At 34.1% G+C, this 14,969-nt stretch carries 15 protein-coding genes; 11 read left to right on the top strand and 4 right to left on the bottom strand.

Annotated elements, in window-relative coordinates:
- Positions 1–54 precede the first annotated feature (54 nt).
- The 4 genes from IRZ80_RS06465 to IRZ80_RS06480 all read left to right on the top strand — a co-directional run bounded on the left by IRZ80_RS06465 (position 55) and on the right by IRZ80_RS06480 (position 3,503).
- The gene (locus IRZ80_RS06465; protein WP_317174742.1) at positions 55–429 is read left to right on the top strand and encodes a hypothetical protein; all 375 of its coding nucleotides are present in this window, start codon (positions 55–57) and stop codon (positions 427–429) included.
- Between the two features lie 121 nt (positions 430–550).
- A complete protein-coding gene (locus IRZ80_RS06470; RefSeq protein ID WP_194640742.1) occupies positions 551–1,351 on the top strand; it encodes an MbnP family protein in 801 nt (266 codons plus the stop codon).
- A gap of 50 nt (positions 1,352–1,401) precedes the next feature.
- Positions 1,402–2,442 carry a cytochrome-c peroxidase gene (locus IRZ80_RS06475; protein WP_194640743.1) on the top strand — a complete coding sequence of 347 codons (1,041 nt, stop codon included), beginning with the start codon at positions 1,402–1,404 and terminating at the stop codon, positions 2,440–2,442.
- Between the two features lie 80 nt (positions 2,443–2,522).
- Positions 2,523–3,503 carry a transporter gene (locus IRZ80_RS06480; protein ID WP_194640744.1) on the top strand — a complete coding sequence of 327 codons (981 nt, stop codon included), beginning with the start codon at positions 2,523–2,525 and terminating at the stop codon, positions 3,501–3,503.
- Positions 3,504–3,540: 37 nt separating this feature from the next.
- Here the strand turns inward: IRZ80_RS06480 and IRZ80_RS06485 are convergent, their stop codons facing one another.
- From IRZ80_RS06485 to lysS, 3 genes are all read right to left on the bottom strand, one after another.
- Positions 3,541–3,852, bottom strand: a complete 312-nt coding sequence (locus IRZ80_RS06485) for a type II toxin-antitoxin system RelE/ParE family toxin (protein ID WP_194640745.1) — start codon at positions 3,850–3,852, stop codon at positions 3,541–3,543.
- A complete protein-coding gene (locus IRZ80_RS06490; RefSeq protein WP_194640746.1) occupies positions 3,834–4,070 on the bottom strand; it encodes a hypothetical protein in 237 nt (78 codons plus the stop codon). Before IRZ80_RS06490 ends, IRZ80_RS06485 begins: the two co-directional genes overlap by 19 nt.
- Before the next feature lie 126 nt (positions 4,071–4,196).
- On the bottom strand, positions 4,197–5,897 hold the full coding sequence (lysS, locus tag IRZ80_RS06495) for a lysine--tRNA ligase (RefSeq protein WP_194640747.1): 1,701 nt from the start codon (positions 5,895–5,897) through the stop codon (positions 4,197–4,199).
- A gap of 352 nt (positions 5,898–6,249) precedes the next feature.
- On the opposite strand from lysS, the gene IRZ80_RS06500 reads away from it, so the two are divergent.
- From IRZ80_RS06500 to IRZ80_RS06520, 5 genes are all read left to right on the top strand, one after another.
- Positions 6,250–6,963: a hypothetical protein gene (locus IRZ80_RS06500; protein WP_194640748.1), complete on the top strand. Its 714-nt coding sequence runs from the start codon at positions 6,250–6,252 to the stop codon at positions 6,961–6,963.
- Between the two features lie 199 nt (positions 6,964–7,162).
- Positions 7,163–7,903, top strand: coding sequence for a hypothetical protein (locus tag IRZ80_RS06505; protein WP_194640749.1), 741 nt, complete (start codon positions 7,163–7,165; stop codon positions 7,901–7,903).
- A gap of 123 nt (positions 7,904–8,026) precedes the next feature.
- On the top strand, positions 8,027–8,779 hold the full coding sequence (locus IRZ80_RS06510; protein ID WP_194640750.1) for a hypothetical protein: 753 nt from the start codon (positions 8,027–8,029) through the stop codon (positions 8,777–8,779).
- Positions 8,780–8,784: 5 nt separating this feature from the next.
- Positions 8,785–9,489 (top strand): lipoyl(octanoyl) transferase LipB, encoded by a 705-nt coding sequence (lipB, locus tag IRZ80_RS06515; protein ID WP_194640751.1) that lies wholly within the window; start codon positions 8,785–8,787, stop codon positions 9,487–9,489.
- A gap of 282 nt (positions 9,490–9,771) precedes the next feature.
- On the top strand, positions 9,772–9,912 hold the full coding sequence (locus tag IRZ80_RS06520) for a hypothetical protein (RefSeq protein WP_194640752.1): 141 nt from the start codon (positions 9,772–9,774) through the stop codon (positions 9,910–9,912).
- A gap of 192 nt (positions 9,913–10,104) precedes the next feature.
- Here IRZ80_RS06520 and IRZ80_RS06525 read toward each other — a convergent pair whose 3' ends face one another.
- Positions 10,105–10,767: a ribonuclease HII gene (locus IRZ80_RS06525; protein ID WP_194640753.1), complete on the bottom strand. Its 663-nt coding sequence runs from the start codon at positions 10,765–10,767 to the stop codon at positions 10,105–10,107.
- Between the two features lie 739 nt (positions 10,768–11,506).
- Between IRZ80_RS06525 and IRZ80_RS06530 the strand changes: the two genes are divergently transcribed.
- Positions 11,507–13,477 (top strand): putative porin, encoded by a 1,971-nt coding sequence (locus IRZ80_RS06530; RefSeq protein ID WP_194640754.1) that lies wholly within the window; start codon positions 11,507–11,509, stop codon positions 13,475–13,477.
- A gap of 120 nt (positions 13,478–13,597) precedes the next feature.
- On the top strand, positions 13,598–14,959 hold the full coding sequence (locus IRZ80_RS06535; RefSeq protein WP_194640755.1) for a pyridoxal-phosphate dependent enzyme: 1,362 nt from the start codon (positions 13,598–13,600) through the stop codon (positions 14,957–14,959).
- Positions 14,960–14,969: the final 10 nt, after the last annotated feature.

Below are 14,969 nucleotides of genomic sequence, written 5' to 3' on the forward strand. Positions count from 1 at the left end.
TGTTAATTTGTCTTTAAAACGAAAGTTTAAAATTTTTATATATATTTTTGCATCGTGAAAAAAATAATATTCATAATTGTATTAACGATGCTCCTAAAACCGATATTTCCGGTTGTAGAGTACGTGGTTAATTATGAATACATTTCAAAAGTGCTTTGCGAAAATAAAGCAAAACCCATGATGCATTGTAATGGGAAATGTCATCTGATGAAAGAACTGGCCAAAGCTTCTGATGCTGAAAACCCAAAATCATCAGACAAAAAAGGAACTGTTCAACTTACCGAAGTGTTGTTTTTTGAAGAAATAAAATTATTCAAAATCAATACTTTAATTTCTTCAAATACTCAGAAAATAAATAAAAGCTATTCGGATTTATACTTCTATCTGAATGGTGATGCAGTTTTTCGTCCCCCTATTTTTATTTCTTAAAATTTAGATTTATTAAAAGTTTCTTCTGTCGTTTGCACAGATGGGATTAATTTTGCTTGCATTAAAATGAATTGTTTTGATGCAGACTGTTATGATATTTTAAAAAATAAAAAACTTAAAAATGAAATTTCAAATAAAAAAAATAATAGCTGTTGTGGCTATAGCATTTGCATTGGGTTCATGTTCAAATAATGATGATGAAGCGGTTACTGGGGAAGGAAAATTAGGAGTAGAATTTGATAATGTTTTTGGAAGCAGTAATTTGATTCTGAACACACAAAGTAATGTTACTTCTCAAGGGGAAACCTTGAAAATTTCGGATGTAAAATACATTATAAGCAACATTGTTTTAACAAAAGAAGACGGAACTACTTTTACCTATCCAAAATCTAAAAGCTATTTTGTAGTAAGTGAAGCGGATGCTGATACTCAGGAAATTGAATTAGAAAATATTCCTGCTGGAGATTACACAAAAATTAAATTCGGAATAGGAGTAGACAAAGCCCAATTTGATTTGGGAGCAACAGGACAAGGAGACTTTTTAACAGTAGCAGATGATGCTGGAATGATGTGGTCTTGGAGTGCGGGGTATAAATTTGTGCTTTTCGAAGGTAAGTTTACTTCATCTACAGTAACTGCGGAAACTGCTTTTATGGTGCATACAGGACAAACGGGAACGGATTACAATTATACCGAGGTAACACTTAATCTCCCAACTAAAGCTTTGGTAAGAACTACTATTACACCAGATATTCACATTTTTGCAGATGTTGCCAAAATTATTGATGGAACTAATAAAATCAAACTTTCGGATAATAATATGGGAGGAATGGGAGCGATGATTATGGGAGGAACAAACCTGCCATTAATCACAGCTAATCTTTCTAATATGTTTACTGTAAATCACGTGCATAACGACTAAAAAAGGATAAAAGCGGTTGGTTATACTGACCGCTTTTTAAAACAAAAAATATGCAAGTAAAATATTTAGTATTGCTCATTTTCCCTTTTTTCTGGAGTTGTTCTGATAATGATGATGAGGTGTATCAAAATATTCCTTTAGCTTTTGAAGTGCCGTCTAACTTTCCGCCTTTGGTGTATGATTTGGCTAATAATCCGCCAACTGAAAAAGGTTTCGAATTAGGTAAAAAGCTTTTTTATGACGGAAGATTATCCTCGGATGGATTGGTTTCCTGTGGATTTTGCCACATTCAGCAAGATGCATTCACACATCACGGACACACCGTAAGCCATGGTGTGAATAATGCTGTAGGAACCCGCAATACACCGTCTATTCAGAATTTAGCGTATCAGACAAGTTTTATGTATGATGGAGCGACAGCGCATTTGGATTTACAGCCCATAATTCCATTTACGAGTGCAGTGGAGATGAATGGTAATTTTAGTAGTGCCATTGCGATGATGAAAGCCGATCCTGAATATCAAAAATTATTCAAAATTGCTTTTACCGATGGAGAAATCAATTCAGAGAATATGCTCAAAGCCTTGGGACAATTTATGGTGATGGTAACATCGTCTAATTCTCGATTTGATAAATACCGCCGTAAGGAATCTGGAGGGACACTTACTCAGCAGGAGTTAGATGGCTACACTGTTTTTAATGCAAAATGTGCTTCTTGCCACGCTACAGATTTATTTACTGATAATTCGTTTCGAAATAACGGTTTGCCTGTAAATCCTGCCGTGAATGATGTTGGGCGTTATCGAGTTACCGAATTGGCGACTGATTATTATAAATTTAAAGTGCCCAGTCTGCGCAACATTGAGAAAACAGCTCCTTACATGCACGATGGAAGATTATTTACTTTGGAAGCCGTTCTGGAACATTATAATTCGGGAGTTGTTGCATCAGAAACATTAGATCCAATTTTGAATAAAAACAGCAAACTGGGAATTCCTTTAACTGAAACTGAAAAGTCACAAATAATTGCTTTTCTAAAAACCTTAACCGATAATCAATATCTAACTGATAAACGATTTTCAGAGTATTAAAGTTTCTAAGTTTCTAGGTGGCTAAGTTTCTCAGCAACTTAGCCACTTAGGAACTTAGAAACTATTTAAAAAAAATAAATATGAAAAAAATACTAATTCTTTTTCTTATTGCTTGTCAATGGGCAAATGCAGCCGAAAAAGATACACTGAATGTGATCAATCCGTTTGCTAAATTTCATTATTTCTCGAAAGTGGAATCTGAATTCGAATTTGAAGATGAGGATTGTGATGCCTGTGGCTGTTCTGCCAGTGGCGGAAGCATGGGTTTTGCTTCTGTTCTGAACGCCAATTTTGTAGGTATTCGGTATTTCAATCAGCAATACAAAACGAATGATGGATTGTATAGCAATTCACCATGGTATGTGGAGAATTTCAATACAGTTCAGGCTTGGGCTAGAATTCCAGTTGGTAATAAAGTACAGATTTCAGCTTTGATTCCATATCATTTTCACGAAAGAGAAACCGTCGCAGGAATGGAAGACATAAATGGAGTAGGTGATATTACGGTTTTGGGAATGTACACTTTGTACCAAACGCATAAAGACAGTACAATTGTGAGTCATACTTTGCAATTGGGCGGAGGATTTAAAGCGCCAACAGGAAAGTTTAATGAAGCCAATTCTGAAGGTGTAAATCCGAGTTTCCAGGTTGGAACCGGAAGTTGGGATTATTTACTGGCTGCTGAATATACTATCAGAAGAAATAAATTTGGCTTGAACACCATGCTTAATTATGTTATTAAAACCGAAAACGAAAAGAAATACCAATTCGGAAATCAATTCAATTACTCAGGCACTTTTTATTATTTGTACGAAAAGAATAGTCTTTCAATAGCACCTCAAGCCGGTTTGGCAGGTGAAGTGTATGAAAGTAATTATCAGCATGGACAGGAATTAGCAAATACTTCGGGAGATATTCTGTTTGGTAAATTTGGTGTCGAAATTGGTAAAGACCGTTTGTCTATAGGTCTTAATTATTTAGCTCCGATAAATCAGAATTTATCTGCGGGAAATGTTGTTGCCAATTATCGATGGAGCATTAATCTGAATTATAGTTTGTAAAAGAAAAAAAAGAGTTTCAATTTTGAAGCTCTTTTTTTTATGATTTTTTTAGAATTTTAAAAAGTTTCTTTGGGTTTTGTCTGTTGTCCCAAAAAGCAACAACAATTAATTCTTTTTCAGTTGTTTTGTAGTAAATATTATAGTTACCTAAAGTTGAGGTTCTAATGTTTTTGTAATTAGTGTTAACGAAGTTTTCTGGATTTTTGAGTAGAAATTGTACTCTAGCCAAGATTTCATAAATTAGTTTTTCAGAATAGGCAGAAGATTTATTTCGTTTTGTCCAATACTCCAATATTTTTCTTCTTTCACGAACCGCTGTGTTTGTCCAAATTACTGTTTTGACAGCCATTCTAAATCTTCTTTGTCTAGTTGCTCCTGCGTAATGATTCTGCCAAATTTTATATCTTCTTCACCTTCTTTTACCATATTTAATTCGTATTCACTCAAATGGTAAATTTTATCTTCATCAACTGTTTTTAGTAAAGCCATTATTTTTTTTAACAAACTCTCGTCTTCTATAGATTTTAGTTTGTCAAATATTTCTAGTTTTAATTCTAAAACGCTCATATATAGTATGGTTTTGATTAGTAAAGTTAAGGAAAAGGGAAATGTTTTTTTGTTTTAGTTGAATGTTTTTTGAAATAAAAAAGGAACTCCGTTAAGAAGTTCCTTTTTGGTATTTATATTAGGAAATTACTCCACCAATTCCACAAATTTACTTTCACCTTCAACGGCAACTTTTGTCAAACCGTGTTTAGATAAATTTTTCATAGATGCATCCCATTTTTTACCGCTTAAATTCGCAGTGATTTTTAGCTGCTGCAGATCCATTTTATTTTCATTTCCTTTCAATAAATCAACGATAAATTTCTCTTCGTCTGATAATTCAACGGTCTGTTTTTTCTCCGGACGCATTTGCGGGAACAATAAAACTTCCTGAATTGAAGCATTATTGGTTAAATACATAATTAAACGATCCATTCCAATTCCCATTCCAGATGTTGGAGGCATACCATACTCAAGAGCTCTCAGGAAGTCTTCGTCAATAATACCGTTTGCTTCATCATCACCTTTTGCTGCTAAACGCATTTGGTCTTCAAAACGCTCTCTTTGATCAATCGGATCATTCAATTCAGAATAGGCATTTGCAATTTCTTTACCGCAGACCATCAATTCAAAACGTTCAGTCAAGTCTGGATTATCGCGGTGTTCTTTACAAAGCGGCGACATTTCTTTTGGATAATCCGTAATGAAAGTCGGCTGAATATAATTGCCCTCGCATTTTGCTCCAAAAATCTCATCAATCAGTTTTCCTTTCCCCATTGTTTCGTCAACTTCAATGCCCATACCTTTGGCCGCTTCGTACAGTTCAGCTTCTGTTTTACCAGAGATGTCAAAACCAGTAAAATGTTTGATAGAATCTGTCATGGTAACACGTGCATACGGTGCTTTGAAATTGATTTTATGCTCACCAAAAGTAACTTCGCTAGTTCCATTCACAGCAATTGCGCAATGTTCAAGCAAGCCTTCAGCAAATTCCATCATCCAGTTGTAGTCTTTGTAGGCTACATATATTTCCATTGCGGTAAATTCAGGATTATGCGTTCTGTCCATTCCTTCATTACGGAAGTTTCTGGAGAACTCATAAACACCTTCAAAACCGCCAACGATCAATCTTTTTAAATACAATTCGTTTGCAATACGCATATAAAGCGGAATGTCAAGCGAATTATGGTGTGTGATAAAAGGTCTCGCCGAAGCACCACCAGGAATGGATTGCAAAACCGGAGTGTCTACTTCCAGATATCCAGCATCATTAAAATAACCGCGCATCGCAGTGAATAACTTTGTACGCTTGATAAAAGTTTCTTTCACTTGCGGATTAACAGTTAAATCCACATAACGCATTCTGTAGCGCAATTCAGCGTCGTTAAAAGCGTCGTGTACTTTTCCGTCTTCATCTACTTTTGGCAATGGTAATGGACGCAGCGTTTTGCTCAAGAAAGTAAAACCGCTCACACGAATACATTTTGCACCAACCTGAGTCGTAAACAATTCACCTTCAATACCAATAAAATCTCCTAAATCAGTTAATTTTTTAAAAACCTGATTGTAAAGTGTTTTATCATCGCCTTCACACAAAACATCACGGTTCACATACAATTGAATGCGTCCTTCGCTATCCTGCAACTCAGCAAAACAAGCTTTTCCCTGATCTCTAACACTCATCAAACGACCAGCTGCAATCACCTTTTTACCTTCTTCAAAAGACTCTTTAATCTGTTTTGAAGTATGATTTACAGGAAAAAGATTGGCTGGATAAGGATTGATTCCTAAATTACGTAAGGATTGAAGTTTTTCTCTTCGGATGATTTCTTGTTCTGATAAGGCCATTATGTTCTGATTTTTAAGTCCGCAAAGATAACAAATTGATTGCAGATTTCAGAAAGCAGATTTTAGATTTTTTGGAGCACAAATTTTCTGTGTTTTCAGGAACATTTCTCCCGTCATTCGCTGCAATTTCTTGTGCCTCCCGATAGCTATCGGGACCGGTACAAGAGGATTTTCACTGCTGCCGGGGCTAAACGACGGTTTTTACATTTTATAAGATGTGTTTTTGAATAGCATTGACATTATTATTGATAAAAGTAAAAGAATAAACTTGTTAAGTATATATGATTGTTTCCGAAAAGTTCTCTATGTTTACATGTAATAATTTTAAATCAAATTTAAAGAAACAACGAATATGAAATTTTTAGTTACAATATTTTTTATGTTATCAATAATTCCTGTTCACTCACAAGAGCTAGACAAGTTATACTATATACTTGGCTATAATTGGGATTATAGTATTCCTCGTACTTATCGAGGTGATTTAAAATCGAGTATAATGGGTTTTCAAATGCACGAATCCCATATGGGTGATGTTTATCGTTTTTCAGAAGTGGCAGGTTTTAAATTTAAAAAGCGCAAACGTGAAAGAGACTGCGATAATTGTCATCAATTTTATAAATTTATTGATATACCAGACTTTTACAAACTTGGCGATTTCTATGATTTTACATCTTCTACGAATAAGGAAACTTATTATAGTGTTCTTGAAATAGAAGTAAAAAGACAACAGGGCTTTTTTAAACCAAGTGTTTTAGAAAATGTAACACAACTGCAAATGAAATCTTTTTTGGCAGGTGCATATCTTGAAGCAGGTGCAATTAAAGGGGATACTATAAAATTTACGTTTCATCAAGCTCAAAATCAAAGATTAACAGTAATAAAAGATTTTATAAATTCAATTGAAAAACCTAAGTATTTAAATGTGATTCATAGACAGGACGAACAAGATGATTGTTGTGGGCCTACATTGTTGTTGTTGCCAAATAAAAGACTCATGGATTTGTTTACATATGAAGAAGAAAGAAAGAATGCACTTGTGGCTAGTCACAATCTTTCTAAAAAATGATTATTGCTCCATTTATGTTTTTTTTTACTGCTGCCGGGGCTATTTTACAAGTTTTGTTTTTCATAACCTCTCTGCCAAAGTAATAATTAGAGATTGAAAATGTTAATTATTTAAAAACAATAATGAAGGCTGCAAGAAAACTAATTAACTTCGATTTTTATGAACTCTAAATTTTAGAAAATTAACATATTGCAGTCAAATGAAAAAAGGTTTCTTATTACTCTTACCATTTCTAATCATAAGCTGTCAGGTAACAGAAACACTGCGCCTTAATAGTGATGGGAGCGGAACAATCGAAGTAACTAATTTGCGTGACGAAAACAGTTATATGCAGATTGCTAGAGATAATTACTCTATGGAAAATATTTACAGAGACACAACTTATGTTTTTGGAGATTATATCAAAAAACACCAAGAAACGTTTTCCCGAACGCCAATTGCCGATCAAAGAGTGTTCTTGAAATATTCCGAAGTAAAAATTCATGTAAAAGCAAGTTCATACGATAAGGAATTCAGAACGGTCTATACACAGAATTTTCAAAAAGCGGCTGATATTGCTGATCTTACCAAAACAGACCATTATTTGGCTGACATTAAAAATAATTATGCATTAAGTGCCGAAGAGCATTATTATAACGTCTGCTACGATTACAACGGCAATCGTTTCCATCGAATCGTCACGGTTACAGATACACTGGAGCAAAAAAAGGAATTTGATAAGATTGAAAAAATGAAAGCTGAATACAAAGGCCGTAAACTAGTTCAGAATTATGTCCTGAATTACCATTTTCCTCGAAAAATTCAGTCGGTTTCTAATCCGCTTGCTAAAATTAGTGATGACCAAAAATCGCTGTCACTGCAGTTTTTTTTAGCGGATTGTCTGCAAAATCCGCTGAGCACAAATCTGGAAGTGATTTTAGAACCTGAAGCAGTAGATTAATACCTTTTTGGTTTATGTTCTTTTAAGTCAGATTGCGATGAAATAGTTAAGTTTTTTTAAAATAAATCTGGGGTTAAAAGGTTTAAAATAGAGTTCGTATATTTGGTGAAAAATAATTCTGCAATGAAAATATATAAATTACTGTTTTTTACTTTTTTATTAACGGCGTTAACTAGCTGTACTTTCACTGAAAACATTTATATTAATGATAACGGAACCGGAAAATTTTCTATAGATGTAGACGGCTCTGCTTTTATGGGAATGGCTGGCGATCAGTTAGGAAGTCAAATGGGAGCTGGTGCCAAAAATGATATCGATTCTACTTTTACTTTCAAACAGCTGTTTGCTGAGAAAAAAGACAGCATTGCTAAATTATCGACAGAAGCTCAAAAAGAAATTAAAAAGCTGGAAAATTTTGTGGTAACGACAAAAATGAATGCAGAAAAAAAGCAGTTTTTAATGACTATTGCAACTGATTTCAAAAATGTGAATGAACTTCAGGATATTCTGCAGACAGCTGGGACACTGCAAAAACTTGAAGGAGGTTCAAGTATAAATCCTCTCGGCAGTGGTTTAGGAGATAATAACAGTAAATTAAGCTACACTTACGATGGGAAGAAGTTTTCTCGAAAAGCTGTAATTAATCAGCAAAAAGTGACTGAAAAGGTAAAAGATTCTGCAGCTGATATGTCAAAAATGATTTATTCATCGTCTAATTATATTATGAAATATCATTTTCCGAAAAAAATAAAGAAAATTTCTAATCCGAATGCTTTATTCAGCGATGACCGGAAATCAGTTACAATACAATACTCTTTCACGGATTATATAGAAAATCCAGATAAACTTAACTTTGATGTTGAGTTTGAAAAATAATTAAAATGAATAAAAAAATTCAGCTTCAAGATATAGGAAATAAAGATTACAAAGAAACTTGGGCATACCAAGAAGAGCTTTTCAAAGGAATTGTAGATTTGAAAATTCAGAACAGAAGAGAAGAAACGACTCTTGAAACTCCCAATTATTTTCTGTTTGTGGAGCATCCGCATGTGTATACTTTAGGTAAAAGCGGTGATTTCAGCAATCTGCTTTTATCCGAAAAACAGCTGGAAGCCAAAGGTGCTGCTTTTTACAAAATCAACCGTGGCGGCGACATTACGTATCACGGTCCTGGACAGATTGTGGGATATCCTATTCTGGATCTGGAAAATTTTTTCTCGGACATTCATAAATACCTGCGTTTTCTGGAAGAAGCCATTATTCTTACTTTACTGGAATACGGAATAGAATGCGGACGAAGCGACGGCGAAACCGGAGTCTGGCTAGGAGCAGGTACACCATTCGCGAGAAAGATTTGTGCTATGGGTGTTCGTGCTTCCCGCTGGGTAACGATGCACGGTTTTGCTTTAAATGTTAATGCTGATTTGGGATATTTCGACAATATAATTCCCTGCGGTATCCGAGGCAAAGCGGTTACTTCACTTAACGTTGAACTCGGAGTTGAAAAAGTGGATGAAGCCGAAGTGAAAGCGAAAATCTTAAAACATTTTACTCAATTATTCGAAGCAGAGTTTGTTGCTTTTTAAACAGGTCTGAAAATAATAAGAGCCTGTTTAAATTTTATTTTTGAGATTTATTATTAGATGATTTTTGAGTGAAACTAGGCAAATTTTTATAAAATAGCAGAGCTATTGTATAAAAATTTAACGAAGTTGTAGCCAAAAATCGTCATAAGAGAGCCAATAAATAAAACTTAAACAGGCTCTAAGTATAATTTTTTTTAGTTTTCTTTTTAATTTATTGAATATCTGCTCTATATTAATAAATTCGATTGATACAAATTTACAACTGCCGGCGGACGTTATTATATGCTTGTAGATTTTGAAGCTTCTAACGATGCAGGTTATGAAATCAAGGATGATGCCAATGCGTTTAGTAAACAATATGATTCGTATTTAAGGCTGGATGTGAAATTTGGAATTAAATTCAACAGCAAAAAGAGAAAATGATTCCATCTGTTTTATGTTGATTTAGAAAATGTAATCAATCATACCAATGTTTTTCAGTTAGAATATAACCGATTGACCAATAAAATAGATCAAAAAGACCAGATTGGTTTTTTACCCGATTTTGGATATAAATTTCAGTTTTAGATTTTAATAAATTGGCTTGTCGATTTTGGATAAGCCTTTTTTTATTGTTTAAAAAAGATTCAGTTCCAACTGTTCGGGCAATAATCTAAAACTCATTCGGTGGTATTTCGTCGGACCATATTTTTTGATTGCTTCACGGTGTTCCTGCGTTGGGTAGCCTTTGTTTTTTTTCCAGTTATACATTGGGAATTCCTCGTGAATTTTATCCATATATTCATCGCGGTAGGTTTTTGCCAAAATAGAAGCTGCTGCAATGCTTAAATATTTAGAATCTCCTTTGATGATACTTTGGTTGGGAATAGATTTCAATAATTCAATTTCCGAGTTAGAGAATTGTTTTCCAATTTTATTTTTCAGTCCCAATTTGGCATTCAGTGCTCTGTTTCCGTCTACAATTATAAATTCCGGAATTCGGGATAATTTCAAGATACTTTCCTGCATTCCTTTCATCGAGGCGTTTAGGATGTTTATTTCGTCAATTTCCTCTGGATGCAGATGAGTTACTGCAAAGGTGATGGCTTCCTGCTCGATAATTGGTCTGAGTTTCTCTCTTACTTTTTCGCTTAATTGCTTACTGTCGTTTAGAAAGGCATTTTTAAAATCGAATGGCAGAATTACAGCTGCAGCAGTAACCGGACCTGCAAGACAACCGCGCCCCGCTTCATCGGTGCCGGTTTCGAAAACAAAAGAAGAGAAATTATTTTGAAGCATACGGACTGAAGTCTATTTTGTACTGCAAATATTGTGATTTTTTTTGATTTTTGAAAAAGGCAGTAAGCAGTACACGGCATTCGCATTTAAAAAAAGATAAACACGAATTTCACCAATTAGCACTAATTCTTATCAAAATTGAAATCAAATTTTACAGTTTCGAATATTTTGTGTAATTAAATAGCAATCTTAATTCGTGCTAATTAGTGTAATTCGTGTCAGAAACTTTTAAAAGCGAATGCCGTGTTAGCAGTATTAAAAGATGAAAAGCTTATTGATTAAATTGATTAATATGACTGTCCGCAAATAATACCATGTTTTTTTTTTTGCCACTGATTACATGGATTCTCACAGATTTCATTACTATTTTTTTAAAAATCTGTGTAGTCAGTGGCTAATTCGATCAGTTTGGTATTAGTTAAGGATAGTTATATTGATTAATGTTTAAAACTTTCTAAGTCACTGCTGAGACGCGAGAAGGATAGAAGCAATCCGCCGCTGCGGAGCGTATAGCCTGACAGCATACCGATAAAAGGGCGTATATCCGTACAGTGAAATAGCCCTTTTATTGGGATGGTGGCTCGCTCCGATTATTTGGAAATGAAAAGTTATGGTTTGTAAAAAAAATATGTGTTAATGTTTACTTTATAAATTGGAGTGTTTTTTTATTTATACGTTTTTATCCTTTACCTTTGCTGGATATATCTGTAAAATAATTGCCTAATTATAACCGTTTCAAATGAGGATTTTCTTTTCTTTAATTTTTTTAGCTTTTCCGATTCTCCTTTTTTCACAGAAAAACAAACAGGTTAATAGTGCTAAAGAAATTGATTATAATAGTAAATACAATTCTTCGGACTCCATAAAGAAGAAGAAAGCGCCAGAGGCAACATATGATATGTACCAGTTTATTTCACTGAGCCGTGATACTACTTATATTGATACTACTCAGTCTATCAGAAAATCGTACAGTCATAATTATTTAAGAAAAGATAATTTTGGGCTTTTGTCATTTCCAAATATCGGACAGACATACAATACGCTGCAGTATGGAATGAATGGTTTTTCGCCTTATCCGGAATTTGGTTTTACGGCAAGACAGTTTAATTATCTAAAAGTTAATGATATAAAATATGCAAATGTTGCTACGCCGGTGACTGAACTGTATTTTAAATCTACGATTCAAAGAGGACAGTCAGCTGATTCTTATTTTTCATTGAATATTTCTCCAAGGCTAAATTTTTCGATTGCTTATAAAGGATTGCGGTCGAAGGGAAGGTATATCAATCAAGAGACCAAATCGGGGAATTTTAGATTCACAACAAGTTATAATTCCAAGGACGGGCGATTTATTGCAAATATACATTATACTTCACAGAAGCTTCAAAATGAAGAAAACGGGGGAATCAGTAATGTAAGCGATTTTACCAATGGTGACTCTTCGTTTGATAATAGAGAGCGGTTAGGAGTATACCTCGAAGATGCGAATTCGGTATTGAAAGGAGGACGTTTTTTCTTTGATCAGGCCTTTAGAATAAATCCTAAAAAAGGAGATAACAATTTGTATTTTACCAATCAGTTTAATTACGAAGAAATATATTACAACTACAAACAGCAGACAATTGCATCAAATGTTGGCGGTGCTCTTGTGAGCCGTTTTGGTGAATCGTTTGTGACTGGTGGAATTGATGATATTACGAATTATAATAAAATGTATAATAAAGTTGGAGTTGTATATGAGAATATGATGCTGGGTTCTTTTACTTTTTTTGTTGATGATCTGCATTCTAATTATTTTTACAATAATATTTTGTATTTAGATAATGGAAATACGGTTGGTAATCTGTTAAGTCAAAAAATTAACACGTTTGGCGGTCAATATAATTATCGTAAGGACAAATGGAATGGTAAATTTTTATATTCTAAATCGATAACAGATCAAAATTTATATAATATTGATGCTTCGGCTGTTTATGACTGGAATGATGAAAATCAGTTATCATTTCGTTACCAAAGCATGAATAAGCTGCCAAATAATAATTATAATTTATTTCAAAGCAGTTATAAAGAATACAACTGGTCTAATGATTTTGTCAACGAAAAAATAAATTCTATCAGCGCCAATGCGGATACCAAATGGGTTTCATTGTCAATGCAGCTGAATACCATAAATGATCATTTATATTTTGCCGATGTCACTACTGCCACACAAAGGGAAGACAGCATGCAGATTGTCGCTCCTAAGCAATATGGTAAAGCAATTAATTATGCTTCGCTAAAGGCAGCTAGAGAGTTTGTTTTTGGGAAGTGGGCATTGGATAATACTTTATTATTTCAAAAAGCAGATCAGCCGGATAATGTTTTGAATGTTCCTGAATTTGTTACCAGAAACACTTTGTATTATACTAATTATATGTTTAATAGGAAGTTATTTTTCCAGACAGGTATTGAATTGAATTATTTTACAAGCTATTACAGTAATGTTTATAATTCTGTAATTGGTGAGTTTTTTGTGCAGGACAGAGTTAAAATTGGTAATGCTCCTCTTCTTGATTATTTTGTAAATGTTAAGATACAGCGTACGAGGCTTTATTTGAAAGCAGAACATTTTAATTCGCTGTTTTCGAAAAATAATTATTTTTCAGATCCCAATAATCCATATCGTGACTTCTTAATTCGTTTTGGATTAGTTTGGAATTTCTTTAATTGATTTTTTGTAACAAAATCAATTTAAAAAGTTATTTCAAATAAAAAAATACACTAATTTTACTTCCATACGAACTATATAGAAATGCTATAGTTTAAGTTGTAACTGCTGAAAAATAACTAAATGGAATACTCAGAAAATATATTAGGGACTATTGGGAATACGCCGTTGGTGAAACTCAATAAAATAACTGCAGAAGTGAATGCTTTGGTTCTTGCCAAGGTAGAGACATTCAATCCGGGAAATTCGGTAAAAGACCGTATGGCAGTAAAAATGATTGAGGATGCCGAAGCTGATGGCCGTTTACAGCCAGGCGGAACAATAATCGAGGGGACTTCCGGAAATACAGGAATGGGACTTGCACTTGTAGCAATCATTAAAGGATACAAATTAATCTGCGTGATATCCGACAAACAATCCAAAGAAAAAATGGATATTCTTCGTGCAGTTGGAGCCAAAGTAGTGGTCTGCCCAACTGATGTACAACCGACCGACCCTCGTTCTTATTATTCAGTTTCCAAAAGACTGGCTGAAGAAACGCCAAATTCCTGGTATGTAAATCAATATGATAATTTATCCAATACTTTGGCTCATTATGAGCAGACAGGTCCTGAAATCTGGAAACAGACTGATGGAAAAATTACTCATTTTGTGGTTGGAGTAGGTACCGGGGGAACGATTTCTGGTGTTGGTAAATTCTTAAAAGAGAAAAATCCAAATATTAAAATCTGGGGGATTGATACTTATGGCTCAGTTTTTAAGAAATATCATGAAACTGGCATTTTTGACGAAAATGAAATCTATTCTTATATAACTGAGGGTATTGGTGAAGATATTCTGCCGAAGAATGTTGACTTTTCTTTAATCGATGGATTTACCAAAGTAACTGATAAAGATGCTGCAGTTTATACCCGGAAAATCGCACTCGAGGAAGGGATATTTGTTGGAAATTCTGCTGGTGCTGCGATAAAAGGTTTGTTACAGTTAAAAGAACATTTCAAGCCAGAGGATGTTGTGGTGGTATTATTTCATGATTCGGGGAGCCGATATGTGGGCAAAATGTTCAATGACGACTGGATGCGTGAAAGAGGTTTCTTAGAGGAGGAGGTTACAACGGCAGAAGATGTAATCAAAGATCATATCAATCAGCAATTGATTGTCGTTCGAACTGAAGAATTGGTTTCGCATGCAATTGACCGTATGCGCAAGTATGATATTTCACAAATCCCCGTTGTTGATATCAATGGATTTGTGGGTTCTGTTGATGAAACGGATTTATTTCGAAGTTATGTAGCCGACAAAAATGTTGCGGATAAGCCAATTAAAGAAGTGATGGGAAAACCTTTCCCGGTGGTAAAATTGAACACTTCTATTGAAGAAGTTTCTAAATTATTCACCAAAGGAAATGATGCCGTATTGGTAGATCTTAATAACGGAAATCATCAGATTATTACAAAGTCCGACATCATTAGATCAATGAAATAATATTGTTTTA

Origin of the sequence: Flavobacterium sp. HJJ, assembly GCF_015351475.1 — a bacterium.
In the GTDB taxonomy this organism is placed as follows: Bacteria; Bacteroidota; Bacteroidia; order Flavobacteriales; family Flavobacteriaceae; genus Flavobacterium; species Flavobacterium marginilacus.